This window comes from Yersinia massiliensis, assembly GCF_003048255.1.
GTDB classification, from domain to species: Bacteria; Pseudomonadota; Gammaproteobacteria; order Enterobacterales; family Enterobacteriaceae; genus Yersinia; species Yersinia massiliensis_A.
Map to the genome: position 1 here is coordinate 193,041 of NZ_CP028487.1, position 23,809 is coordinate 216,849.

Below are 23,809 nucleotides of genomic sequence, written 5' to 3' on the forward strand. Positions count from 1 at the left end.
ATTAATTAATAACTTTGTTAAATAGATTGTTAAATTCAATTCCCTCCTATCACGCATCGTATTATTAATATCACCCTAAAATGAATTTGTTATTTTTTGTGTCTGCGACACCCGTGGTGTTTCGAGGTAAAAAATTCCCCAATATCAGATGGGCATCTAATATTGGGGAGTAAGTCAGTTATTCGATAACCGGTTAATCATCCTGACATTAACCACTAGCGCTTTTTAAATGCGGCTGCCAGTGCATCACTCATGGCACTGTTGCCATTTGAGCTACTCTCGGTACGGCCTTTTGCTGGTGGGCGATGATTTGACTCATTATTACCACGTGGCCGGTTTGCACCACGGTTGTCATTTTGAGTTGTGGTGCGGTTCTCACCACCACGACGTGAACCACTTTCACCCGGCTGCTCATCAAGGCGCATGGTCAGCGCAATACGCTTACGCTGTAAATCAACTTCCATGACTTTCACTTTGACGATGTCACCGGCTTTCACCACTTTATGCGGATCATCGACAAACTTATCTGCTAGAGATGAGATATGGACCAAGCCGTCCTGATGCACGCCGATATCGACAAAGGCACCAAAGTTGGTCACGTTAGTGACGGAACCTTCGAGGATCATACCCAGTGTCAGATCTTCCATCGTTTCAACGCCTTCGGCAAAGGTCGCTGTTTTAAACTCAGGGCGCGGATCTCGGCCTGGCTTTTCCAATTCGCGCAGAATATCGGTAACGGTCGGCACACCAAAACGCTCAGTGGTGAAATCGCGAGCGTTAAGGTTACGCAGTGCCGATGAATTCCCCATTAAATCCTGCAACGCTTGCTCGGTTGCGGCCAAAATGCGCTCGACCACGGGATAGGCTTCTGGATGCACGGTTGAAGCATCCAGCGGGTTATCGCCATGATTGATACGTAAAAAGCCCGCGCACTGCTCAAAGGCTTTTGGCCCCAAGCGGCTGACTTTCAGTAATTGCTCGCGGTTATGGAAGCGGCCATTCTCATCACGCCAGTTCACGATATTTTGCGCCATCATGCGGGTCAAACCGGCGACGCGCGTCAGTAATGGCACAGATGCGGTATTTAAATCCACCCCGACGGCGTTCACACAGTCCTCAACGACGACATCCAGCTTTTTCGCCAGTTGGCTTTGGCTGACATCGTGCTGGTACTGACCGACACCGATAGATTTTGGATCGATTTTAACCAGTTCTGCCAATGGGTCTTGTAAGCGACGAGCAATCGAGACCGCGCCACGGATTGAGACATCCAGATCGGGGAATTCCAATGCTGCCAGTTCAGATGCGGAATAAACCGATGCACCTGCTTCACTGACGATCACTTTTTGTGCGATGACGGCCGGATACTGCTGTTGCAGCTCAGTGAAGAAACGCTCGGTTTCCCGTGATGCAGTACCGTTACCGATAGCCACCAATTCCACCTGATGCTTGATGCACAGAGCGGCGACGGTGGCAGCCGCTTTGGCGGCTTGCCCAGTGTGAGGATAGATGGTGTCATAGGCGACCAGTTTGCCGGTAGCATCTACCACGGCCACTTTCACGCCGGTACGTAACCCTGGATCCAGGCCCATTGTTGCACGCATACCCGCAGGAGCCGCCATCAGCAAATCTTGCATATTACGGGCAAATACATTGATGGCTTCATCTTCTGCCCGCTCGCGCAGGGTACTCATCAATTCGGTTTCCAGATGCATCAGCACCTTGATACGCCAAGTCCAGTTAACCACGGCTTTACGCCAAGCATCGGCTGGGGCGTTATTTAATCGCAAATCCAGATGATTGATGATGATTTGTTCACCCTGACTCTCGCGAGGGGGTTCATCAAACTGAGGATCAGGGTTGAGCGCGAGTTGCAACACGCCTTCATTGCGGCCACGGAACATCGCCAATGCACGGTGAGAAGGAATTTGAGCGATAGGCTCGTGGTGATCAAAGTAATCGCGGAATTTAGCGCCTTCCTGCTCTTTGCCTTCCACCACTTTTGCCACTAGATGTGCTTGTTTCCACAGATATTGGCGCACTTTTGCCAGCAGGGTAGCATCTTCAGCAATGCGCTCCATCAAGATGTAACGTGCGCCATCCAGTGCGGCTTTGGTGTCTGCGACACCTTTCTCCGCGTCAATATAAGCCAGCGCAACCTGTTCAGGGTCTTGTTGCGGGTCTTGCCATAAGCTGTCCGCCAATGGCTCCAGACCGGCTTCAATCGCAATTTGCCCACGGGTGCGGCGCTTTGGTTTATAAGGAAGATAAAGGTCTTCCAACTCAGTCTTACTCATTGTGCCGTTGATGGCACCCGCAAGTTGATCAGTGAGTTTGCCCTGATCCTCGATGGATTTAAGAATGGTTTGGCGGCGGTCTTCGAGTTCACGCAGATAACCCAAACGGCTTTCCAACTGGCGCAATTGGGTATCATCCAACCCGCCGGTAACTTCCTTACGGTACCGCGCAATAAATGGCACGGTATTACCTTCATCTAGCAGGCTAATCGCGGAACTGACTTGCTCCGGTCGGGCCTGTATTTCGCTTGCAATAATGCGGCTCAGTTGTTCATTCATAAGTCTGATATCAGTTCAGTAGTGAATAGGGGAAATGGCAGAGGATAGTTATACGGATTGCCCAGATAAAATGCCAGTCGAGCGGTCATCGAGCTTGAGCTAACGTGAACTTATCGGTAGAAACTTAGGGTATAGTAATGGTCTCTGTGCCAAAGGGATAATTGGATAATTTTATGGCTAAAAGTAACTATATTACCCGTGAAGGCTGGCAAGCCCTGGATCGTGAGCTGCATTATCTGTGGCGAGAAGAGCGGCCAGTGGTCACACAAGCGGTATCCGAAGCTGCTGCCATGGGTGACCGTTCGGAAAATGCCGAATATATCTATGGTAAAAAGCGGCTACGTGAAATTGATCGCCGAGTGCGCTTTTTGACGAAGCGCCTTGAGGTGCTGAAAGTGGTCGATCCCGATCCCCGTCAAGAAGGTAAAGTCTTTTTTGGTGCGTGGGTGCGGGTAGAGAATGAAGCTGAAGAACAGCGTATCTTCCGTTTGGTCGGGCCGGATGAGTTCGATCCCGCCAAAAAATGGATTTCTATCGATTCGCCCGTTGCGCGCGCATTGATTGGTAAACAGGTGGATGATGAAGTCACCGTTCAAACACCCAATGGCGAGGCGACTTACTGGATTTTAGAGATTCGCTATCGCCCATTCGACGAAAGTGTTGATAATTAGGCACAACAATAAGCTTTGTAACAATTTCGACTAGAATGTATACCATAAATCGCTGTCTGTAATACACGTCATACTTCAAGCTGCATAGGCGTTGGCTGCCTCCGTTCATGCCAGTCATCTGCCGAAGCAAGCTCCCGTGAATTCGCTCAGTTGCCGCCTTTTTGCAACGCGAATGATTGAGGGTATGAAGTCAGTATTTCTAACAATGTACAGATTCGGGCAATACGGCCTTTGGGAGTAATAAAATGCAAGAGAATCACAAGATTCTAGTCGTTGATGACGATATGCGCCTACGTGCGCTGTTGGAACGTTATCTAACAGAGCAAGGTTTCCAAGTGCGCAGTGTCGCCAATGCTGAACAGATGGATCGCTTGCTGACCCGTGAGTCTTTCCACCTGATGGTACTTGATCTGATGTTACCGGGTGAAGATGGCCTGTCTATCTGCCGCCGCCTGCGTAGCCAAAGTAACCCAATGCCGATCATTATGGTGACGGCGAAAGGGGAAGAAGTTGACCGTATCGTTGGGCTAGAAATTGGCGCTGACGACTATATTCCGAAGCCATTTAACCCACGTGAATTGCTGGCACGTATCCGCGCTGTCTTACGCCGTCAGGCGAATGAATTGCCGGGCGCACCGTCGCAAGAAGAGGCTGTGATTGCGTTTGGTAAGTTCAAACTGAATCTGGGGACACGTGAGATGTTCCGTGAAGATGAGCCTATGCCACTGACCAGCGGTGAATTTGCTGTGCTGAAAGCCTTGGTGAGCCATCCCCGTGAGCCGTTATCCCGCGATAAGTTGATGAATTTGGCCCGTGGCCGTGAATACAGTGCGATGGAGCGTTCCATTGACGTTCAGATTTCGCGTTTGCGCCGTATGGTGGAAGAAGACCCCGCTCACCCACGTTATATCCAAACCGTATGGGGTTTGGGCTACGTCTTTGTACCGGACGGCAGTAAAGCATGAGACGGTGGCGCTTTTCTCCCCGTAGCTCGTTTGCACGCACCTTATTATTGATTGTGACCTTGCTGTTTGTCAGTCTGGTCACAACCTATTTGGTGGTGCTGAACTTCGCTATTTTGCCGAGCTTGCAGCAGTTCAACAAAGTGTTGGCGTATGAAGTTCGTATGCTGATGACAGACCGGCTGCAACTGGAAGATGGCACGCTACTGGAAGTTCCGCCGGCGTTTCGGCGTGAGATTTACCGTGAATTGGGGATTTCGCTTTATACCAATGCCGCGGCAGAGGAAAGTGGCCTGCGTTGGGCACAGCATTACAAATTTCTCAGTGACCAAATGGCCCAGCAATTGGGTGGGCCAACCGATGTTCGGGTCGAAGTTAACAAAAATTCACCGGTTGTCTGGCTCAAAACGTGGCTGTCACCCGATATTTGGGTGAGGGTACCGTTAACGGAGATCCATCAAGGCGATTTCTCGCCACTGTTCCGTTATACCCTTGCCATTATGTTACTGGCGGTTGGCGGAGCTTGGTTGTTTATCCGTATCCAGAATCGGCCCTTAGTCGAGCTGGAACATGCGGCGTTGCAGGTCGGTAAGGGAATTATCCCGCCGCCATTGCGTGAGTACGGTGCCTCCGAGGTGCGGTCGGTGACGCGAGCGTTTAACCAGATGGCGGCCGGTGTGAAGCTGCTGGCAGATGACCGGACCTTGCTGATGGCGGGGGTGAGCCATGATTTACGCACGCCTTTGACCCGTATTCGTCTGGCAACAGAGATGATGAGTGAAGCCGATGGTTACCTGTCGGAGTCGATCAATAAAGACATTGAAGAGTGCAATGCGATTATTGAGCAGTTCATCGATTATCTGCGAACTGGGCAGGAGATGCCGACAGAACCGAGCGATCTCAATTCAGTACTAGGTGAAGTCATCGCGGCAGAAAGCGGCTACGAGCGAGTCATTGAAACCGATCTCTGTGCGGGTGAGGTGCTGGTGGATATCCACCCACTGTCGATTAAGCGTGCTTTGACGAATATGGTGGTGAATGCCGCTCGCTATGGTAATGGCTGGATAAAAGTGAGCAGCGGCACTGAGCTACAGCGAGCTTGGTTTCAAGTCGAAGACGATGGCCCTGGTATCAAGCCAGAAGAGTTAAAACATCTCTTCCAGCCCTTCGTTCGTGGCGATAGCGCCCGTAGCACCAGCGGTACTGGGCTAGGGTTAGCGATCGTACAACGGATTATTGATGCACACGCCGGTTCATTGGAAATCGGTACCAGTGAGCACGGAGGGTTGAGGATTCGTGCCTATATTCCGTTGCCGCTGGATATGAAAGCTAAGCCACCGGCAGTCGTTTAAACTTTCGCTTGTTTTAACGCGTTCGTTCTTGATTGGCCAACCTAAACGCCACCGATCATCTCAAAAAAATAAGGGCCGAAATATCATTTCGGCCCTTATTTTCTATTAACCTGGCTTAATGCCATTCATCTGACGTCATGCTGTTAATCTAGCGTTGTACTCATTAGATACCGAAAGCAAACTGCATGGTAATTGAACCATCAATATTTGCATTTTCAGTGACTGGACCGCCCATTGTCGTTGTACCCGCGAGTGTTGGGCTAACAACCATATCAGCAGTGAAAATTTTACCGGCTTTTTGCGTGGTGGTCGTTTCAGCCCAACCAAACATATAACCTTGTTGGAAATTAGCTGAACTCACGGTAGTAAACGCGCCTGCAGAACCATTCTTATAGAAAACAAGACTCGAGAGCCCATCAACTTTTGCGTTTTTCATTTCTACAGTATAGAAACCAATTTTTCCTGTGTTGTTGATGTTGCCCAAGCCAAAATACAATGCACTAGAGACATCACTTCTGCTATCGCGACGATTATCTGTTGGCGTTAAATTTAAGTATGTTTCGGCATCACAGGTGGCCACCCAGCTTTTTGTCATTGGTGTCAGGGCGGTAACTGCTGTGCCAGATTTAACTTGGGACGCTGAAATTTTTCCCAAATCATAAACACCCGCATCAGGGGAAATGACAGTACAGGTTGGTACACTCAATTTACCTTTGACCTTTAACTCAGTCGTTGGCGGCGCAGCATGGGCAGCGGTAATGCCTAAAACCAAAGAAGCTAAAACCGTCAGACCAATCAATTGCGTTTTCATGTGTCAGAAATCCAAAATCAAAATGTAGGGTGAAGTGATGGCTCGTCTGTCAGCATGTCGATGTAAACTCTATTTTGAGTTTGACTGAAACATGATCCAGATCAGATTATTTCATTGGGGTGATTAAACCGTAATCAGGCATGAACGTATATCGGAATGGAAGCGGACTTGATGTGAGAATATTCCTACGAAACTTTTATCTTATTAAACCCATTATTATCAATGTGTTAATTGTGAATTTAATGCTCAGAAATTATCTTTTTTGATGAATCCGAGTGACGAAAAAAGTAGGAGGTGGGTATTAGTTTGCCCTACCACCATCGCGAGTCAGTTATCCTCGATATTAGGGCGGAAATTCACGCCTATCAGCATTGGTGGATTCTCTTTTATTTGTGAAAAAAGAATGGCGTTATCAATAAAACCAAAACAAAAATAAGGGCCGAAATAATATTCCGGCCCTTATTTACTATTAATATGTATTCACGATTAACGTGTATTCACTATTAATATATATCCACTATCAATTTATCTTCGCGGTAATTAGATACCGAAAGCGAAATTCATGGTCATGGAACCGTCAAGCTCTGCATCGTCAGTGATTGGACCGCCCATGGTGGTGGTGCCAGCCAAGATTGGGCTAACCGTGATATCAGCCACAAACACTTTACCGGTGCTCTGGGTGTTAGCCGCAGATGACCAACCGGTGCGTAAGCCTGTGGTCAAGCTAGCGGTTGTTGCTGCTGCAAACGTTGATGTTGCAGAAGAGAACAAGTTGGAGGCTTTGCCGTCTACAGTGCCGTTCTTAATCAACGCAGTGTAGTAACCGATTTTACCGGTAGTGTTCACGTTGCCCAGACCGAAGTTAGTGGTGGCAACAGCACTGGCAGATGCTGCGCGGTTATCGACTGGCGTGAAGTTCAGATAAGTATCGGCATCACAGGTCACCGTCCAAGTTTTCGTCATTGGTGTCAGTGGGGTTGTGGCTGTCCCTGATTTGACTAAAGATGAAGACAATTTACCGAAATCATAAACACCTTCATCTGGAGAAGCGACGGTGCAACTTGGAACAGTCAGTGTACCAGTGACTTTCAGTTCAGCCGTTGGTGGTGCGGCGTGTGCTACAGCCATACCCAAAACCAGAGAAGATAAAACAGTCAGACCAATCAGTTGCTTTTTCATGTGTAAGATAACCAAATTTATAATGTAGGGTAAATAAAGATTTGTCTGTCAGCATGTGGATGTAAGCTCTATTTTAAGTTTCATCAAAACATGATCTAGATCAATTTATTTCGTCGGGGGAGATTAAACAATAATCAGGCATGGGCGTATATCGGAATGGAAGTGGACTTGATGTCAGAATATTCTTACGAAATACTTTTTCTAGTAGGGGGAATATATTGGGGAATAGCGTTTAGTGATTTAAAACTCAAGGGCACCATTCTCTGGCAACCCCTGAGCATTAGACGATTATTAACGTGTGACAGGAAGAGCGACTTCCGTTTGCACAAAACCATAGCGGCTCAGTGGCGTGACTTTCACAGATGTCGGTGATGACTTGATCGAGAATTGTTTGCTGGTGCCCGGCATAATATACGGGTTACCCAACGGAACGACTTCATTACTCGGGACTAAAACTACCTGTGGCCCCAGACGAACAACATGTTTACCTGGATTTTTAATCGTCAAATTATTCCCTGATACGGAGAAAACCAGCTCCTCCCAAGGATTTTTAATTTGTGGCACTGCGCTCGGCTGAATAAGAAAACCGATTTCCTGACGGATAGGCATGACGGTGGCATTACCAGAGACCTGCTCAACCCCTTCAAATGCCGCTTTTAGCAATACTTCATTGTCCAGTACGGCGCCTTTTTTCAGCACGAAGTTCACTTGCTGACTTTGGCCAGCATCAATGCGTGTCACTGGTGGTGAAATCAAAATCTGCTTACTGAAATCTTTGCCATCAATATCAATCAGTTTTGTCACCAGCAAAATAGGGTTGGCGGAAGTGTTATCAATGGTAAAACTCGCACGCCCCTCGCTTTCTTTCAATATGACGGTCGTACTTTCTAATTTGAACGATGCATTAGAGGCTAGACTCCAGCAGCTCAATAGCACCAGCACATTGAAAACAAGAAACGATTTAAAGCGATTATATACCGAGGTATAGGTCACGGTATTCTCGCTGCGATGACTGACAATGGTCTTTTTCATAATAAATCCTGTGTCTGGAATATCGATTAGATCTCTTTTGCTGGCCGCCACTCACATTAATGACATACCGCATCAGCAACTTCATACAATGTATCTGGATCAAATTTCTCCGGCACCCCATAACTTACAATGCACTCGCCCCGGTTGGCGGCCTTAACTCGCAGCGTGGCACCAATTGCGTTGTTTTCCAACATAAAATTGCCATCTCCAATCAGCGTTCCGAGGAAGTTACCCTTATCATCCAGCACGTTTGCTCCCACTGGCAGGGCATCGCCATTGCTGTCACGAATGGTCAGCAGCAACTGGCGTGTTTCTGTTGCCTCAAAATTACGGGTTGCCACCGTGCCGCGGGTCATCATCAAATCGGCACTGGTACTGTTGAGACGTATATTCAATGGCAATGTTTTGGTACTAATTTGGGCCTTGGATGCACTGTAAGGCATCACTGATGGCAACAGCGCTGTGCCAGCATAGTCGGTTATGGACATCCCACTGCTCGGTGATGATACCCGTAAATTTGACTGACTAGGCACGTTCACTATTGCAAAGGTGTCACCAATGGCCGATGCCGAAGTTGCAAAGGTATTGTTCGCGTAAGCCATTGAACCACTAGATGCCACATACGCTGAACGACTATTGTTATTGGCCTGAGAAATCCCACCCGCCAGTTGTGAATAGGCTGTTTTCACATTCATTGCGCCATTAACTCGTTGCTGATTATTACCGCCCGTCACCCCCACGGAATACCCTTTGTTATCACCCCAAGCCCCTTGATAAGTGCTGCCCAGCGTCGTATTACCATTATTACGTTGCATCCGGCCAGTGAGAGACCCATTACCCAGTGGCATACTGAGTCCCAAATAGACAGCATTACGCCCCTGTGAACTTGACTGAACACTCAACGTGGTGGTCACTCGGCCAAATTGTTCACTGGCGGAAAACGTATGGGAGACACTGTTCTCTGCCTGATAATACATATTATTAGACAAAACATAGGAAAATGCGCCCCAGCGAGGATGTGCCCAGGTCACGGCTGCTGATGTGGCATTTTTCAGTTTGCCAACGGACAGGTCAGCCAAATTATTACCGCCACTTAGGGCATTATCAGGTGACCAGTAATTGCTTGATTCGTAAACCGTCGATAAAGACGCACTCAGGTTGCCGTTAATAGACACCTGATTTTGCAATCCGAGTTGGTAACCTTGTCCGGCACCTTGGGTATTGGTATAGCTCGCGGTGGCTGAAATCCAAGCACTCTCAAACCCGCTGTATAGATTTTGCGCACTGATATTTTGGTAATCGGCAGAAAGCAGCCCAGCGGTAGTGACCTGAAATGCATTCGCCGGACTAAATGCCATCTCGCCTGTTGCCAGTAAGGGAGACTTGTTTTCACTGCCACTGAGAGTGTCGCGGTAGCGGCCCAGTGCTAGCTGGTAGGTTGTCGCTTGTTGTTCAAAATTGGGATCAAGGGCGTTCGCGACGGTAAAATGTTGCTGGGTGCCGTCTTCTTCAATCACATCAACATCCGTAGGGACACCGCTGGAGAAATTGCTGATATTGGATAATGAGAACGGGCCCGGTGCCACCACGGTGCGGTAAATAACCCGCCCACGCTGGCGAATTTCGATAGTGGCGTTGGTGTTGGCAATCCCTTCAATGGGCACAACCAGTTGGGTGTTATTGAGTTGGGCATTATCGGAATAAAGCTGGGCGCCCATCACTGGCAGACCAGAGTAAGTATTGGCGACTAGGCCAAACTCCCCCAACTGTACCACCGACTTTAAAGATTCAACGGCGCGTAATGCGTAGGTTTCCTGATTATCATAATGACTCACCCCTTGGTTATAATTATAAGAACCTCGGTTACGCACCACCCAGTTATAAAAATTAATACCCGGCTCGAATTGCCCCTGAAATAAATTCAGGTTGTCACTGTTGTTTTCGATGCGCTGGCCGAATAAATTATAATTTAGCAATAAGGCGTGGCCGCCCCGCTGATATTCACTTTCTTCCAGTTCAGGGTCAAAGGCTTCTTGCGGTAATGTCATTTCTACTCGGAATTGCCCAGGAAATAGCTTAACGACCACTCCAGGCCACAGAGTTTCAATATTCTCGCAGCTGTCGCCACTGTCTTTATAGTGTAACTTTAATGCCATCAGCAGTTTTCGGTCAGCACATAGTTGACCTTCGCTACCAAAGGTCGCTTCAGTACGGTAGGTTTTACTGGCATTGATAATAATGGTGACATCATGCTGACCCGGTAAGAATTTATCAGCTCCGCTGAAGAAATCAGCTAATTCTGCTGAATAGCCTAAACCTTCCAGTGTTTTTATATCAAATGCCGCCGCGCCTTCTTTTGTCGCAGAGAATCCTGCCACAGGAAAAAGGGAAAGCAGACATAAGGTATAAAGGAATGAACACTGGCGACTGGCCACAAAGATATCCTAAATAGAGTAAGCAATTATTTATCGATAATAGTGCATCTTGATGCTTTATTTATAAAATAATAAGCGTAGTGAGAGGCTGAAATACTTATTAGCGATAGTGTGCAATCAGGGCAACTGAAGCTTTGTCGGTTAAAGAATGTGAGCTTAGAGAAGCGACAGTGCAACGTGTGTTACAGCCATACCCAAAATCAGAGAAGATAAGCCGTCACACCAATCAGTGGCTTTTTCATGTGTAAGATATCCAAAATTAAAATGTAGGGTTAAGTAGTAATTAGTCTCAATATGCTGATGTAAGATTTATTTTTTTGTTTCACTGAAACATGAGCTAAGTCTATTAATTTCGTTGGGGTGATTAGACCGCAATCAGACATGGGCGTATATCGGAATAGAAGTGGACTTGATGTAAGAATATTCTTACTGAATGCTATTTTATTAAAATGATATTTATCAGTGTATTACTGTCATCAGATGATGTTCTGAGCCATCACTCTTAAGAAAGCACAACTTGATAGTAAATTGCGCTAGTCCGATAAAATGTTTCATTTTGAAGAAATTGTTTTATGTGATTCTTACACTAAATAAATCACATAAGGCTAGGCATTTTATGGCCTAAATACCGTAAGCGAAGCTCAAAGTCACCGACCCATCAATATTGATATTTTCAGTAATAGCGCCACCCATCGTGGCGGAACTTGCCAGTACTGGTGTGACAGTCAAATCAGCACTGAAGACTTTGCCAGCTTTTGCCGTCGTTGCGTTTTGCGCCCAACCAAAAGGCAAATTATTCGTCAGTGTTTCTGTCGTATGGCCTCCCTGGAATCCGTTTTCTAAGTAATAAAAAAAGCTACTTTCACCATCTACCTTGGCGTTGCTCAATCCGGTCCTAAAGTAACCAATCTTCCCTGTGCCATTGACAAAACCTAACCCAAAATTATGGATTGCCGTGGTATTGCTAACAGATGATTTTCGATTATCAGTGGGTGTGAAACTGAGATAAGTCGAGCCATCGCAGGAGATAGTCCAGGTTTTAGTGATTGTGGGTAATATCACTGAGGTCGTAGGTTGTATTGTTGCAGCTGAAATATTACCCACGTTATAAACGCCGCCATCAGGGACATTGATCGTACAAGTTGGGACCCCTATTGAACCTTTGACTTTTAATTCAGGCGTCGGTGTTGCCGCTTGCACTACCAGAGATAAAAATAACGAACTGAAAATCGTTAAATTAACAAATTGCATTTTCATAAAATTAAATTTACCCCGTTTAGCATATAACGTGGAAAGGTAAAAAGTATCTTCAGGGAAACGATAACAAGGGCCGAAATAACATTCCGGCCCTTGCTTTCAATTCACTTGTCTTTGCGGTAATTAGATACCGAAAGCGAAGTTCATGGTCATGGAACCGTCAAGCTCTGCATCGTCAGTGATTGGACCGCCCATGGTGGTGGTGCCAGCCAAGATTGGGCTCACTGTGATATCAGCCACAAACACTTTACCGGTGCTCTGGGTGTTAGCCGCAGATGACCAACCGGTGCGCAGACCTGTGGTCAGGTTAGCTGTGGTTGTCGCCGTGAAAGTTGATGTTGCAGAAGAGAACAAGTTAGACGCTTTGCCGTCTACAGTGCCGTTCTTAATCAATGCAGTGTAGTAACCGATTTTGCCGGTAGTGTTCACGTTGCCCAGACCGAAGTTAGTGGTGGCAACAGCACTGGCAGATGCTGCGCGGTTATCGACTGGCGTGAAGTTCAAATAAGTATCAGCATCACAGGTCACCGTCCAAGTTTTTGTCATTGGTGTCAGTGGCGTTGTGGCTGTCCCTGATTTGACTAAAGATGAAGACAGTTTACCGAAATCATAAACACCTTCATCTGGAGAAGCGACGGTGCAACTTGGAACAGTCAGTGTACCAGTGACTTTCAGTTCAGCCGTTGGTGGTGCGGCATGTGCTACAGCCATGCCCAAAACCAGAGAAGATAAAGCCGTCAGACCAATCAGTTGCTTTTTCATGTGTAAAATGTCCAAATTCATAATGTAGGGGTCAGTAATAATTGGTCTGTCAGCATGTCAATATAAGCTCTATGTTGAGTTTTATTGAAATATGATCTAGATCAATTTATTTCGTTGGAGTGATTAAACCTTAATAAGGCATGGGCGTATATCGGAATGGAAGTGAACTTGATGTAAGAATATTCCTACTGACTAATCCTGTTAATTTAAATTAATTTAATCAATGAGTTGGGTTGAGAATGAAAGCTGTCGGCTGTCATCTTTTTTTGAATAATCCTATTGATAAAAATAATAGGAATCAGATTCCTGCCTGCCTAAAAACTATCGCAACTCAGTCATCGTCGGTTTTAGTGGATTATTAACGGCAATATGTATTGGCGGGTTCTATTTTATTGATGAAAACAGAGTTCAGGATATTAATAAAATCAAAAGATAAGGGCCGGAAATAATATCCGGCCCTTATTTACTATTAATGTGTACTCACTATGGATGTGTATCCACTATTAATCTGTCTTTGCGGTGATTAGATACCGAAAGCGAAGTTCATGGTCATTGAACCGTCAAGCTCAGCATCGTCAGTGATTGGACCGGCCATGGTGGTGGTGCCAGCCAAAATTGGGCTCACCGTGATATCAGCCACAAACACTTTACCGGTGCTCTGGACGTATATCGGAATGGAAGCGGACTTGATGTAAGAATATTTTCGCAGAATAATTTTCTATAGAGTTGAATATGTCGAGGAATAACGTCTATTGGGCTAAAACACCAAGAGGGACACAATGTGCCCCTCTTGGTGTTGTACTAAAACGGCCTTCTTCTTCTAAATCAGATTTTTGGCCCTGCGCTCACTAACGCAGCCCCTGCTGGGGTATCGGTATATTTGTCAAAGTTGGTGACAAAGCGCTGCGCCAAATCTTCTGCTTTCTCTTGCCACTGCGCAATATCCGCGTAGGTATCACGTGGGTCGAGAATGGCTGGGTCGACACCCGGTAGCGCAGTTGGCACTGCCAGATCGAAGATAGGCAGAGTGAAGGTTTCAGCCTTATCGATTTCACCGCTCAGAATGGCGTCAATGATGCCACGCGTATCTTTAATGGAGATACGCTTACCTGTCCCATTCCAGCCGGTGTTAACCAGATAAGCTTGCGCGCCTACCGCTTGCATACGCTTAACCAGCACTTCAGCATATTGCGTTGGATGCAGCGATAGGAAGGCCGCGCCAAAACAGGCAGAGAAGGTTGGAGTCGGCTCAGTCACACCACGCTCAGTTCCTGCCAACTTAGCCGTAAAGCCAGACAGGAAGTGATACTGGGTCTGATTCGCGGTCAAGCGTGATACCGGTGGCAATACGCCAAAGGCATCTGCCGTCAGGAAAATAACCTTAGTGGCATGGCCCGCTTTAGAAACCGGCTTAACGATGTTTTCGATGTGGTAGATCGGGTAAGAAACACGGGTGTTTTCTGTTTTGGAACTGTCGTTGAAATCAACTGTACCATCAGCCAGTACGACCACGTTTTCCAGCAAAGCATCGCGCTTAATAGCGTGATAAATATCAGGCTCGGCTTCTTCGGATAACTTGATGGTTTTGGCGTAGCAGCCGCCTTCAAAGTTAAAGACGCCATCATCATCCCAGCCGTGCTCATCATCACCGATTAATTTACGTTTCGGGTCAGTAGACAGTGTGGTTTTACCTGTTCCGGACAAACCGAAGAAGATAGCGACATCGCCTTTCTCACCGACGTTGGCTGAACAGTGCATGGATGCAATGCCTTTCAACGGCAACAGGTAGTTCATCATCGAGAACATGCCTTTTTTCATTTCGCCGCCGTACCATGTGCCGCCAATGAGCTGCATACGTTCCGTCAAGTTAAAGGCAACAAAGTTTTCGGAGTTCAGGCCCTGCTCTTTCCAATCCGGGTTAGTGCATTTAGCGCCATTCATGACGATAAAATCAGGCTCAAAGTGAGCCAGTTCTTCATCTGTTGGGCGAATAAACATGTTTTTGACAAAGTGTGCCTGCCAAGCCACTTCGGTGACGAAGCGAACTTGCAAACGAGTATCGGCATTAGCTCCGCAGAAGGTATCTACGACAAACAGACGCTTACCAGACAACTGTTGAGTCACCAGCCCTTTCAGATGGCTCCAAGTCTCTTGGCTTAACGGTTTGTTATCATTCTTACCTTTGCCCTGATCTGCCCACCACACGGTATCCTGTGTGATAGCATCGCGGACAATGTATTTATCTTTGGGGGAGCGGCCGGTAAAGATACCGGTATCGACCGCTATTGCTCCTGTGGTGGTGAGGGTTCCTCGCTCGTATCCTTCAAGCGTGGGCTTCGTCTCTTCCTGGAACAGTAAATCATAGCTTGGGTTGTAAACAATCTCGCTGACGTTATGGATGCCATAGGCGGCGAGCTCCTGCGGGGTAATTCCTTTAACACTCATGTCATAACTCCTGGATCGTCAATTTTCTACCAGCGATTGTAAATCCTCAGCACCGATTAACAGCGATAGCGTTCAAATATTTAAATATATGACCTACATTTCGCTGGGTTATGAGAGATAGAACACGGAATATCGCAAGCATGAAACGGCAGAAGTGCTGGGCACGAGTCAGCACCCAGCAAAATGTTATGGAAATTAATGAATTTGTTCAGATGATGCGCTGTTACCATTCTTGAGCGAAGCGATATCGACTGCATCAAAAAGGTAGTGGCTGCCACAATATTCACAATGCATATCAATATTGCCATCTTGCTCCAGCATTTCGGTGATGTCATCTTCAGACAATGTTACTAATGCATCTGCACAACGTTCGCGCGAACAGGTGCAACGGAAGCTGACGTTTTGCGGTTCATAGAGCGTCACTTCTTCCTGATGGTATAAACGATACAGCACCTCGTTGGCGGGCAGAGTGAATAACTCCTCTGCTTTAACCGTAGCGGTCAACTGTGTCAGATGATCAAATTCATCTTCATTGCGCTCTTGCGCAGGCATGACTTGCAGTAGCATACCGCCAGCCGCCGCTTTGCCCTCTACGTGACCAGTGCGAATAAACAGGCGGGTGGGTAATTGCTCGGACTGCATAAAGTAATTTTCAAGACAGGCGGCGATGGTTTCACCTTCCAAGGCCACTACGCCCTGATAGCGTTCGCCTTTTTCTGGCGTAATGGTGATCACCAAATAGCCATTACCGACCATCTCTTTTAGTGTGCTGTCATCGTTTATCTCGCCTTTAAAGCGGGCGACACCACGCATTTCTTGCTGGTTATTGCCGTTAATCACCGCCAAGGTCAACGGACCATCGGTACTCTGTAATTGCACGGTGATATCACCATCAAACTTAAGGGTAGCGGTCAGTAAGCTGGTCGCGACCAACATTTCACCCAACAACTTTTGTACCGCAGGTGGGTAATCGTGGTTAGCTAACACCTGCTGATAGGTTTCATTGACTGAAACCAGCTCACCGCGTACAGCATGGTTAGCAAACAGATAGCGATGTAATTGGTCGTGATTAGACATAGGTTTCTCTCATTCTGGCCGCCGTTTACTCAGGCTCGCCTTGTTTAAATTTGATTAGATGCCGGCGCTCTTTTTTATCGGGCCGCCGATCTGGATGTGGCATGGTCAGCGCATTCAATTTGCGCGCTTGTGCGACTTTTTCGCGGTTGGCGATACTGGCCTCAGTTTCTTCATACAATGCCTGCGCTTCGCTGGCACCTCGGCGCTGAGCATTGAGTGCCAGTACTCGGACTGTGCGTTCGTCATTGCCCTGACGTAGCCGAATTTCAGCATTAACCTCAACCAGTTTACTCGGTTTCCCACGTTGGCCGTTGTAGTGGACTTTACCGCCATCCACCATATCCCGAGCGATAGCTCTGGTCTTATAAAACCGAGCCGCCCACAGCCATTTGTCCAGCCGAACCGATTCGTCTACGGCCGTTTTATCCTTCATGAAGACTCCTGACATTGGGCTGATTTATTCTTCGTGTCAGCTTATTCGCTGTGTAACGTTATTCGTGACGTAAATGCAATGCTGGCAATAACTTACGATAGTCATTGATAGCGGGATGGCCATGAAAAACTTTGTCGGCACAACTAGAATCTGGATTTTCAATCCCCAAACAATAGCGAATACCGAAGTTACGCGCGGCGTCCAAAATGGTTTCACTGTCATCGACAAATAATGTTCTGGCCGGGTTCAACCCCGTATGCTGCGCGACGGCCTGCCAGAGACGTTGATCTTCTTTCGGATAACCAAATGTATGGGTGGAAAGTAATAAATCAAGGTGTTGATCGAGTGCGGTGTGCTCTATTTTCACAGCCAAGCTGTGTGGATGAGCGTTGGTGAGTAAAATGGTTTGCAACCCGCACTCGCGTAGACTGGCTAAAAAGGGTTCAGTATCTTGGCGCAGCCGCACTCGGTTGCCCGCTTGCGTGGTCATGGCGTAAATATCCAGATCTAATCGTTCGCTCCAATAATCAAAACAGTACCAATTCAGCGTGTGCTGCACAGACAGATATTCATCGTGAATAATTTTGTGTGCTGACTCGAGCGGGATTCCTCGGCGCTGGCTGAGTGTCTCCGGTACCTGTTTTAGCCAGAAATGGCTGTCGAACTCTAAATCGAGCAGAGTACCGTCCATATCGAGCAGCACGGTATCAATTTCTTGCCAGTTGAACTCAGGGGGCATAGCGACTCCACGATCACAAATAGTGGTGATAAATTATACGCGCAATAAAGGCAAAAGGGTTAACGCAGGAGAGGAGGGGGCGTGAGGGTTTGGTTAAAGCAGCTGTCATAATAGCTCTGAATATTATCCATGCGGCTACGGTTCTTCAGGATGCGCTGAATTAATAAGGTGGTGTTCACCACTAAACAGATAATCAGCGCCAACAGCAATAGGCTAGTCCCCAAATAACGACTGAGCATCATCATATCCGGTTCGCTATGCAATGAGATATGCCGCGTACCATTCGCATCCACGGTAATATTGGTAATGATACCCTCGGCCTTGAATGGGGTATTCAGCAGTAGGCCTGAGAGCCGCTGCAATTCACGCCATTGTTCTAGGGCCGTGAAATCAAACAGTGGGACAGCAGGCGTCGGGTGATTCACCAATTGTTTCCCTTCATCGCTAGTGATGAGGAACCCTCCTGGCGGCGGGCTGTTTAACGCCTCAGTCGCCAAATGCGTTTCACGGTAAACAAAGGATGACGTGGCGGTTTTAACCAGATTTTCTAGTGTATCGGCGCTCACGGGGCGTAACAAAACGTTCATGCCTTTCAAGGTGCCTGATTGTGCTCGTTTGACCAAGGCTGACCAATTCTTCGCGTTACCCAAATTCACTAATGCATTCTTCAGGCGTATACAATCGCTATCTGCACCACATAACGCCTGCGTTTTTAAGACAATATCTGCGAAGTCGTTCAACAGAATCATACCGGATTTTTCGATCGCGGTTGCCAACTGCGGGTTGACATTAGCGTCGGTGCCTTGGGGATGTAACTGATGACTAACGGTCGCCATCAACGCCGCGGCTTTTTCAATCGTCTCAGACTCAGGTAATGGCAGAGGAGCCGCGTTATTCCAATAGATTCCGGAGCAATCAAAGGGGGTAAATACGAAGTTATGGGGGTTCTGTGAATTTGGCGGCACGTAGCACATGCCTGTTCCCTGCGCTTTTAGCATATCGCCAATATGCAATGGCATTTTTTCTAGAGCTTCAACACTGGTGACCTGCTGGCTCTGCGCGCCTTGTAGCCAAGCGACGCTCAATTTTAGCGGTAAGCCAAGCGGTACATAGATTAGTAAGAGTGCCATTACCAGCAAGGAGCCCGCCATCAGCGCCAGATTTTTCCCCCAACGTTGTAGTGGAAAATGTTTCATTTCATCGTGCAAGGATAGGAAGCGCCCTTGGCGGACTACCTGGCGGTTAAGGTAGATATCAATATTGGTTTTTTTACCCAAGTCATGGGCGAAATAAGGCCCCCAATGTGCCGGATAAATCAGGTCGACAATCCCAAGAGAGATATTGTTCATCTGCCCCTGATTGGATTCGCCAAATAGTCCCCAGCGTTTGGGAGTCCCACTCAAGCAATGGACTTCGCGCAAATCTTTTTCTGATAACGGTCGAAACATATTCCAGCATGCCCAGCCCGTTAATGTTGCCGCGATAATCACGAGCCACGGCAGAACGACGGCAGGCCCGATCAGGGCGAAAAACAGCAAAAGCATTGCCAGACAAATGGCCAAGGCTTCTTTTAAGCCATTTGCACTATGCAGCGCATATTCTTCGGCCGTTTCCTTGCGGATATTCAATAGTTCAATATGTTCACTGTCCGCTTTTCGAATGGATGCATTTTGCGCGGTAGAGGGCAAAATAGGCTGATAGAGGCTTTCGGGTTGATGATCTTTCAGGGTATGGCCGTTAAGTGAAATCACTAACGGAATGGTCTGAGTTTGGATAAATTCGACATCATTATCCTGAGTAATGTATTGCTCCCATGACACCGGCAAATGGACTTCAATTGAATCAAGGTAATAGCGCCATTTATTGGGTTCATCGCTTGCCACACCGTAGCGAGTAATCGCGCGCGATACGGAGTAAACCTTATCACTCTGGGGGGTGAGAACGAGCTTTGCGGGCGCTAGATCGCGATTGGTCAGGGTGTTGGGATCAAAGGTTGTTAGCGTTTTGAAGCCTGTCTTCTCGTCTTGCTGGCTGAGTAGATAATTCTCAATATTAACGCGTTCTTCCGGTGTTAGTGTGCGGTGCGTGGGTTTCACAAATGGCTGTATTGCGGCTACGGGTAGGCGAGGGCGGAATTTTAACCACCAAAGTAAGCCTACTGCGATCAGACTGGTCAACAGTAAGGCCAATATTAAAACTATTGTGCTCATCCCATCCCCATCCGAACGCCCCTGACTTACGTCAACTCTATGAAAAAAAGCATATAATTCGTAAACACAGTTTATACGTAAATACAGTGCAGAGGTATATAGCAGCGTTATTCAGTAGACATATGCTACACGCAATTATCCATCAAGATAACTAATACAGTGTTCTTTAACTGCCCGTAGATTGAGTAGGATAACAAGGCTAATACATCGCTAATATCAGCATAATCTTATTTTCAAACACAACTTTTTACGTGCATTCAGCGGGGGTTGAGTGAAATTTCACCGATTGAATATTGACTAAGCTCGCCTTCATGTTAAAAACAGGTAAATTATATCTAACTGACATTGCGATAAAGGTTCTCATTAACGCACAATGTGATCAAGTTCTAATAAATCTCAGGACAACTTATCTAGCTAATCATTATCGGCAAAAAATAGCGCGTTAAGTCACCATAAAAGTCCTGATTATCACGATATGAGTCCATTTGGCAGTGAGTTTTTAATTTTGGGGCCATCATGAAACACCTGCAAAAACCAAAAATTCTTAAAATAGAAACGATTGCCCGTTCTCGCTTATTTACGGTCGAAGCGGTGGATTTGGCATTCAGTAATGGTGCACAACGTGTTTATGAGCGTATGCGTCCATCCAATCGTGAGGCCGTGATGATTGTGCCGGTTATCGGCGATGATCTATTGCTGATCCGTGAGTATGCGGTTGGTATTGAAGCGTATGAGTTAGGCTTCCCTAAAGGGTTGATTGATCCTGGAGAAGACGTGCTGGAGGCCGCGAATCGCGAGCTGATGGAAGAAGTGGGATTTGGCGCTGAACGTTTCGACTACCTCACGAAGCTGACCATGGCACCGTCCTATTTTTCCAGCAAAATGAATATTGTCATTGCCCATAGCCTCTATCCGCAAAGTTTGGAAGGTGATGAGCCAGAGCCATTGCCGCAAGTACGTTGGCCGATTGCGAATATGATGGCATTGCTTGATGAGCCCGATTTTTGTGAGGCCCGCAATGTCAGCGCACTATTTTTGGCACAAGCATTTCTTAATCGCACCGATATCGATTAATTCTCAGCATCAGAAATGGGTGTTGCTGCCTATCTAATATAGAGACAGAAAAGTATAGAGACAGAAAAGCCGGGATGATCTTGCGATCTCCCGGCTTTTTCATTTTCATTCGCTCTCTATATTGCCGTGAGCGTGAATGACTGTGATATCAGAACAACTCGTGGGTTTGGCCGTTATCCATTAGCGTCGTCCCTGCCTCATGCACCGAATACTCGGTTGGCTGAGTGCCCTCGATAAAGAACTCAGGACGGCTACCCGGCCCACCGCTAGAGAGCTTGCCAGTTTGTTTATCAATCACGACGCTAACGATACCCGGCGGTGGCGCGACGGTTTTTTCCGGCAAACCTGCGAGGGCAGCTTTCATAAAGTCATCCCATGCGGGTTGAGCCGTCTTCGCTCCACCTTCGGCACCCGAGATCTGGTCAGGTATCGCGCCTGATGCTGAACTACGGCCTAAGTCGCGGCGATGGTCATCAAAACCAATCCAAACTGACGTGACCGTATCTGGGCCATAGCCAGAGAACCAAGCATCTTTCGAGTTGTTGGTTGTACCGGTTTTGCCACCAATATCTTTACGTTTTAAATCACGCCCTGCACGCCAACCTGTTCCCATCCAACCCGGTTCCCCAAAGATGTTGGAATTCAGTGCGTCGCGCATCAGGAAGGCTAACGGTGTACTGATCACATGTGGCGCATATTGTTCATCACTATTGAGTCTAGCCTGAGCAGGTGTAACTTGTTCCAGTTCAGGCACGGGAACACTGTTGGCTTCGTTATTCTGGGATGTCACGACGTTTTCAACGTTATCATCTGACAGCACAACCGAGCGCTGAGTATCGCCATAAATAACCGGCAAGTTACAGTCTTCGCAGACAATTTTAGGCTTCGCTTCGAATAGTACATTGCCGACATCATCAGTGATTTTGGTGATGAAATAAGGGTCAACCAAATAACCCCCATTTGCCAGCACCGCGTAGCCACGCACTAACTGCAATGGTGTAAATGATGCCGAACCTAAAGCCAGTGATTCTGAATGCACAATATTCTGTGCAGGGAAGCCAAAGCGTTGCAGATATTCAGCGGCATAATCCACACCCATCGCACGCATTGCCCGCACCATCACCACGTTCTTCGACTGGCCTAAACCTTGACGCAAACGAATTGGACCATCGTAAGTGGGCGGTGAGTTTTTTGGCCGCCAATCGGTACCGGCACCAGCATCCCAACGGGTGATAGGCAAATCGTTGAGGATAGTGGCGAGTGTCAGCCCTTTATCCATCGCTGCGGTATACAGGAAAGGTTTGATATTTGAACCGACCTGACGCAGCGCTTGTGTGGCACGGTTGAATTTACTTTGGTTAAAGTCAAAACCACCGACCAAGGCTTTAATCGCACCGTTATTCGGATCGATGGAAACCAAGGCTGAGTTGACGTCCGGCACCTGCGCCAGCCACCAGCTATCCTCAACTTTTCTCACCCAAATTTGCTGGCCGGGTTGCACCACATCAGTCACTTGTTTTGGTGTCGGCCCTTGAGCATTGTCTGACTTAAACGGACGTGCCCAACGCATACCTGACATTGGCAGTGTGACATTACTGCCATCGGCCAGCATGGCGGTGGCTTGTGTTGCATTCGCTTCAGTGACAACGGCGGGGAGCAACGGACCATAGACTGGCAGCGTTTTCAGCGAATCAAGAATCTGTTCGCGGCTCCACGCACTCTCACCAACCTTCCACAAAACATTGGATGGGCCACGATAGCCATGGCGCATATCATAAGCCAACACATTGGCGCGTAAGGATTCAACCGCCGCCAACTGGAGTTTGCGTGTAATGGTGGTATAGACCTGATAGCCGTCGGTATAGGCATTCTCACCGTAACGCTTGATCATCTCTTGACGCACCATTTCAGACAAATAGGGCGCAGAGAAGGCAATTTGCGGTGCATGGTAGTTAGCGACGATATCTTCGCTACGTGCCTGATCGTATTGCGCTTGGGTGATGTACTTTTCATCCAACATGCGCGATAGCACGACATTACGGCGCGCGACAGCTCTGTCATGTGAATAAAGCGGGTTGAAAGTTGACGGCGCTTTGGGCAAACCGGCAATCATCGCCATCTGGCTAAGGGTCAACTCGTTGACATCTTTACCGAAATACACCTGCGCGGCAGCACCGACACCATAGGCACGGTAACCGAGATAAATCTTGTTCAGATACAACTCAAGAATTTCATCTTTGGTGAGTAGCTGTTCGATGCGAATGGCCAGAAATGCTTCCTTGATTTTACGCATCAAGGTCCGCTCTGGGCTTAAGAAAAAGTTTCTCGCCAATTGTTGGGTAATGGTACTCGCCCCTTGGGAGGCGCGACCAGAAACCATGGCAATAGAGGCGGCACGTAGGATACCGACGGGATCCACACCATGATGGTCGTAGAACCGGCTATCTTCCGTCGCAATGAACGCATGCACCATCTCTGGTGGAATTTGTTTTAGCGTTAACGGAATACGGCGTTTCTCACCGTATTGAGCGATCAATTCGCCTTCGGCGCTATACACCAACATGGGCGTTTGCAGCCGGACATCTTTCAGTGTGGCAACATCAGGTAGCTGAGGCTCAATATATTTGTAGAGACCAAATATCGAGGCTGCTCCCAGTAAAATGCAACACACTACAAGGATCAAAAAATACTTTACGAACTTCACCTGAGATTTCCCATTCAATGTCAATTGGGCAGTTTATAAACAACCGCGCCGTAGTATAAAGGCAAGCCCTTAACATGGATACGTTCTTTT

The 23,809-nt window shown here is 47.4% G+C and carries 17 protein-coding genes and 1 pseudogene; 4 read left to right on the plus strand and 14 right to left on the minus strand.

Annotated features, from left to right (window positions below; translation table 11 throughout):
- Positions 1–215: 215 nt before the first annotated feature.
- A complete protein-coding gene (locus DA391_RS00800) occupies positions 216–2,576 on the minus strand; it encodes a Tex family protein (protein WP_108087261.1) in 2,361 nt (786 codons plus the stop codon).
- Positions 2,577–2,749: 173 nt separating this feature from the next.
- On the opposite strand from DA391_RS00800, the gene greB reads away from it, so the two are divergent.
- From greB to envZ, 3 genes are all read left to right on the plus strand, one after another.
- Positions 2,750–3,247: a transcription elongation factor GreB gene (gene greB, locus DA391_RS00805; protein ID WP_005271660.1), complete on the plus strand. Its 498-nt coding sequence runs from the start codon at positions 2,750–2,752 to the stop codon at positions 3,245–3,247.
- Positions 3,248–3,492: 245 nt separating this feature from the next.
- On the plus strand, positions 3,493–4,212 hold the full coding sequence (gene ompR / locus DA391_RS00810; RefSeq protein WP_004709363.1) for an osmolarity response regulator transcription factor OmpR: 720 nt from the start codon (positions 3,493–3,495) through the stop codon (positions 4,210–4,212).
- Entirely contained in the window at positions 4,209–5,561 is a 1,353-nt protein-coding gene (gene envZ, locus DA391_RS00815; protein ID WP_019212795.1) for a two-component system sensor histidine kinase EnvZ, read from the plus strand. Before ompR ends, envZ begins: the two co-directional genes overlap by 4 nt.
- Positions 5,562–5,724: 163 nt before the next feature.
- On the opposite strand, the gene DA391_RS00820 is transcribed toward envZ, so the two are convergent.
- The 12 genes and pseudogenes from DA391_RS00820 to DA391_RS00875 all read right to left on the minus strand — a co-directional run bounded on the left by DA391_RS00820 (position 5,725) and on the right by DA391_RS00875 (position 19,941).
- The gene (locus DA391_RS00820; protein WP_050287440.1) at positions 5,725–6,372 is read right to left on the minus strand and encodes a DUF1120 domain-containing protein; all 648 of its coding nucleotides are present in this window, start codon (positions 6,370–6,372) and stop codon (positions 5,725–5,727) included.
- Between the two features lie 540 nt (positions 6,373–6,912).
- A complete protein-coding gene (locus DA391_RS00825; RefSeq protein ID WP_088130711.1) occupies positions 6,913–7,551 on the minus strand; it encodes a DUF1120 domain-containing protein in 639 nt (212 codons plus the stop codon).
- 291 nt (positions 7,552–7,842) lie between these two features.
- Complete coding sequence (locus DA391_RS00830; RefSeq protein WP_098905038.1) at positions 7,843–8,583, minus strand: fimbria/pilus chaperone family protein; 741 nt, start codon at positions 8,581–8,583, stop codon at positions 7,843–7,845.
- A 56-nt stretch (positions 8,584–8,639) separates the two neighbouring features.
- Complete coding sequence (locus DA391_RS00835) at positions 8,640–11,018, minus strand: fimbria/pilus outer membrane usher protein (protein WP_108087262.1); 2,379 nt, start codon at positions 11,016–11,018, stop codon at positions 8,640–8,642.
- Between the two features lie 621 nt (positions 11,019–11,639).
- Complete coding sequence (locus tag DA391_RS00840; protein WP_057645911.1) at positions 11,640–12,275, minus strand: DUF1120 domain-containing protein; 636 nt, start codon at positions 12,273–12,275, stop codon at positions 11,640–11,642.
- A gap of 123 nt (positions 12,276–12,398) precedes the next feature.
- On the minus strand, positions 12,399–13,037 hold the full coding sequence (locus DA391_RS00845) for a DUF1120 domain-containing protein (protein WP_098905036.1): 639 nt from the start codon (positions 13,035–13,037) through the stop codon (positions 12,399–12,401).
- A 523-nt stretch (positions 13,038–13,560) separates the two neighbouring features.
- Positions 13,561–13,698, minus strand: a pseudogene (locus DA391_RS00850) (DUF1120 domain-containing protein); the annotation flags it as partial.
- A gap of 164 nt (positions 13,699–13,862) precedes the next feature.
- On the minus strand, positions 13,863–15,482 hold the full coding sequence (pckA, locus tag DA391_RS00855) for a phosphoenolpyruvate carboxykinase (ATP) (RefSeq protein WP_050082990.1): 1,620 nt from the start codon (positions 15,480–15,482) through the stop codon (positions 13,863–13,865).
- 195 nt (positions 15,483–15,677) lie between these two features.
- On the minus strand, positions 15,678–16,559 hold the full coding sequence (gene hslO / locus DA391_RS00860; RefSeq protein WP_050286768.1) for an Hsp33 family molecular chaperone HslO: 882 nt from the start codon (positions 16,557–16,559) through the stop codon (positions 15,678–15,680).
- 25 nt (positions 16,560–16,584) lie between these two features.
- On the minus strand, positions 16,585–16,992 hold the full coding sequence (gene hslR / locus DA391_RS00865) for a ribosome-associated heat shock protein Hsp15 (RefSeq protein ID WP_050082992.1): 408 nt from the start codon (positions 16,990–16,992) through the stop codon (positions 16,585–16,587).
- A 58-nt stretch (positions 16,993–17,050) separates the two neighbouring features.
- A complete protein-coding gene (gene yrfG, locus DA391_RS00870; RefSeq protein WP_050082994.1) occupies positions 17,051–17,731 on the minus strand; it encodes a GMP/IMP nucleotidase in 681 nt (226 codons plus the stop codon).
- Between the two features lie 59 nt (positions 17,732–17,790).
- Positions 17,791–19,941 carry an intracellular growth attenuator family protein gene (locus tag DA391_RS00875; protein WP_098905035.1) on the minus strand — a complete coding sequence of 717 codons (2,151 nt, stop codon included), beginning with the start codon at positions 19,939–19,941 and terminating at the stop codon, positions 17,791–17,793.
- Positions 19,942–20,457: 516 nt separating this feature from the next.
- On the opposite strand from DA391_RS00875, the gene nudE reads away from it, so the two are divergent.
- Positions 20,458–21,015, plus strand: coding sequence for an ADP compounds hydrolase NudE (nudE, locus tag DA391_RS00880; RefSeq protein ID WP_050082997.1), 558 nt, complete (start codon positions 20,458–20,460; stop codon positions 21,013–21,015).
- Between the two features lie 148 nt (positions 21,016–21,163).
- On the opposite strand, the gene mrcA is transcribed toward nudE, so the two are convergent.
- The gene (gene mrcA / locus DA391_RS00885) at positions 21,164–23,719 is read right to left on the minus strand and encodes a peptidoglycan glycosyltransferase/peptidoglycan DD-transpeptidase MrcA (RefSeq protein WP_050874135.1); all 2,556 of its coding nucleotides are present in this window, start codon (positions 23,717–23,719) and stop codon (positions 21,164–21,166) included.
- Positions 23,720–23,809 lie beyond the last annotated feature (90 nt).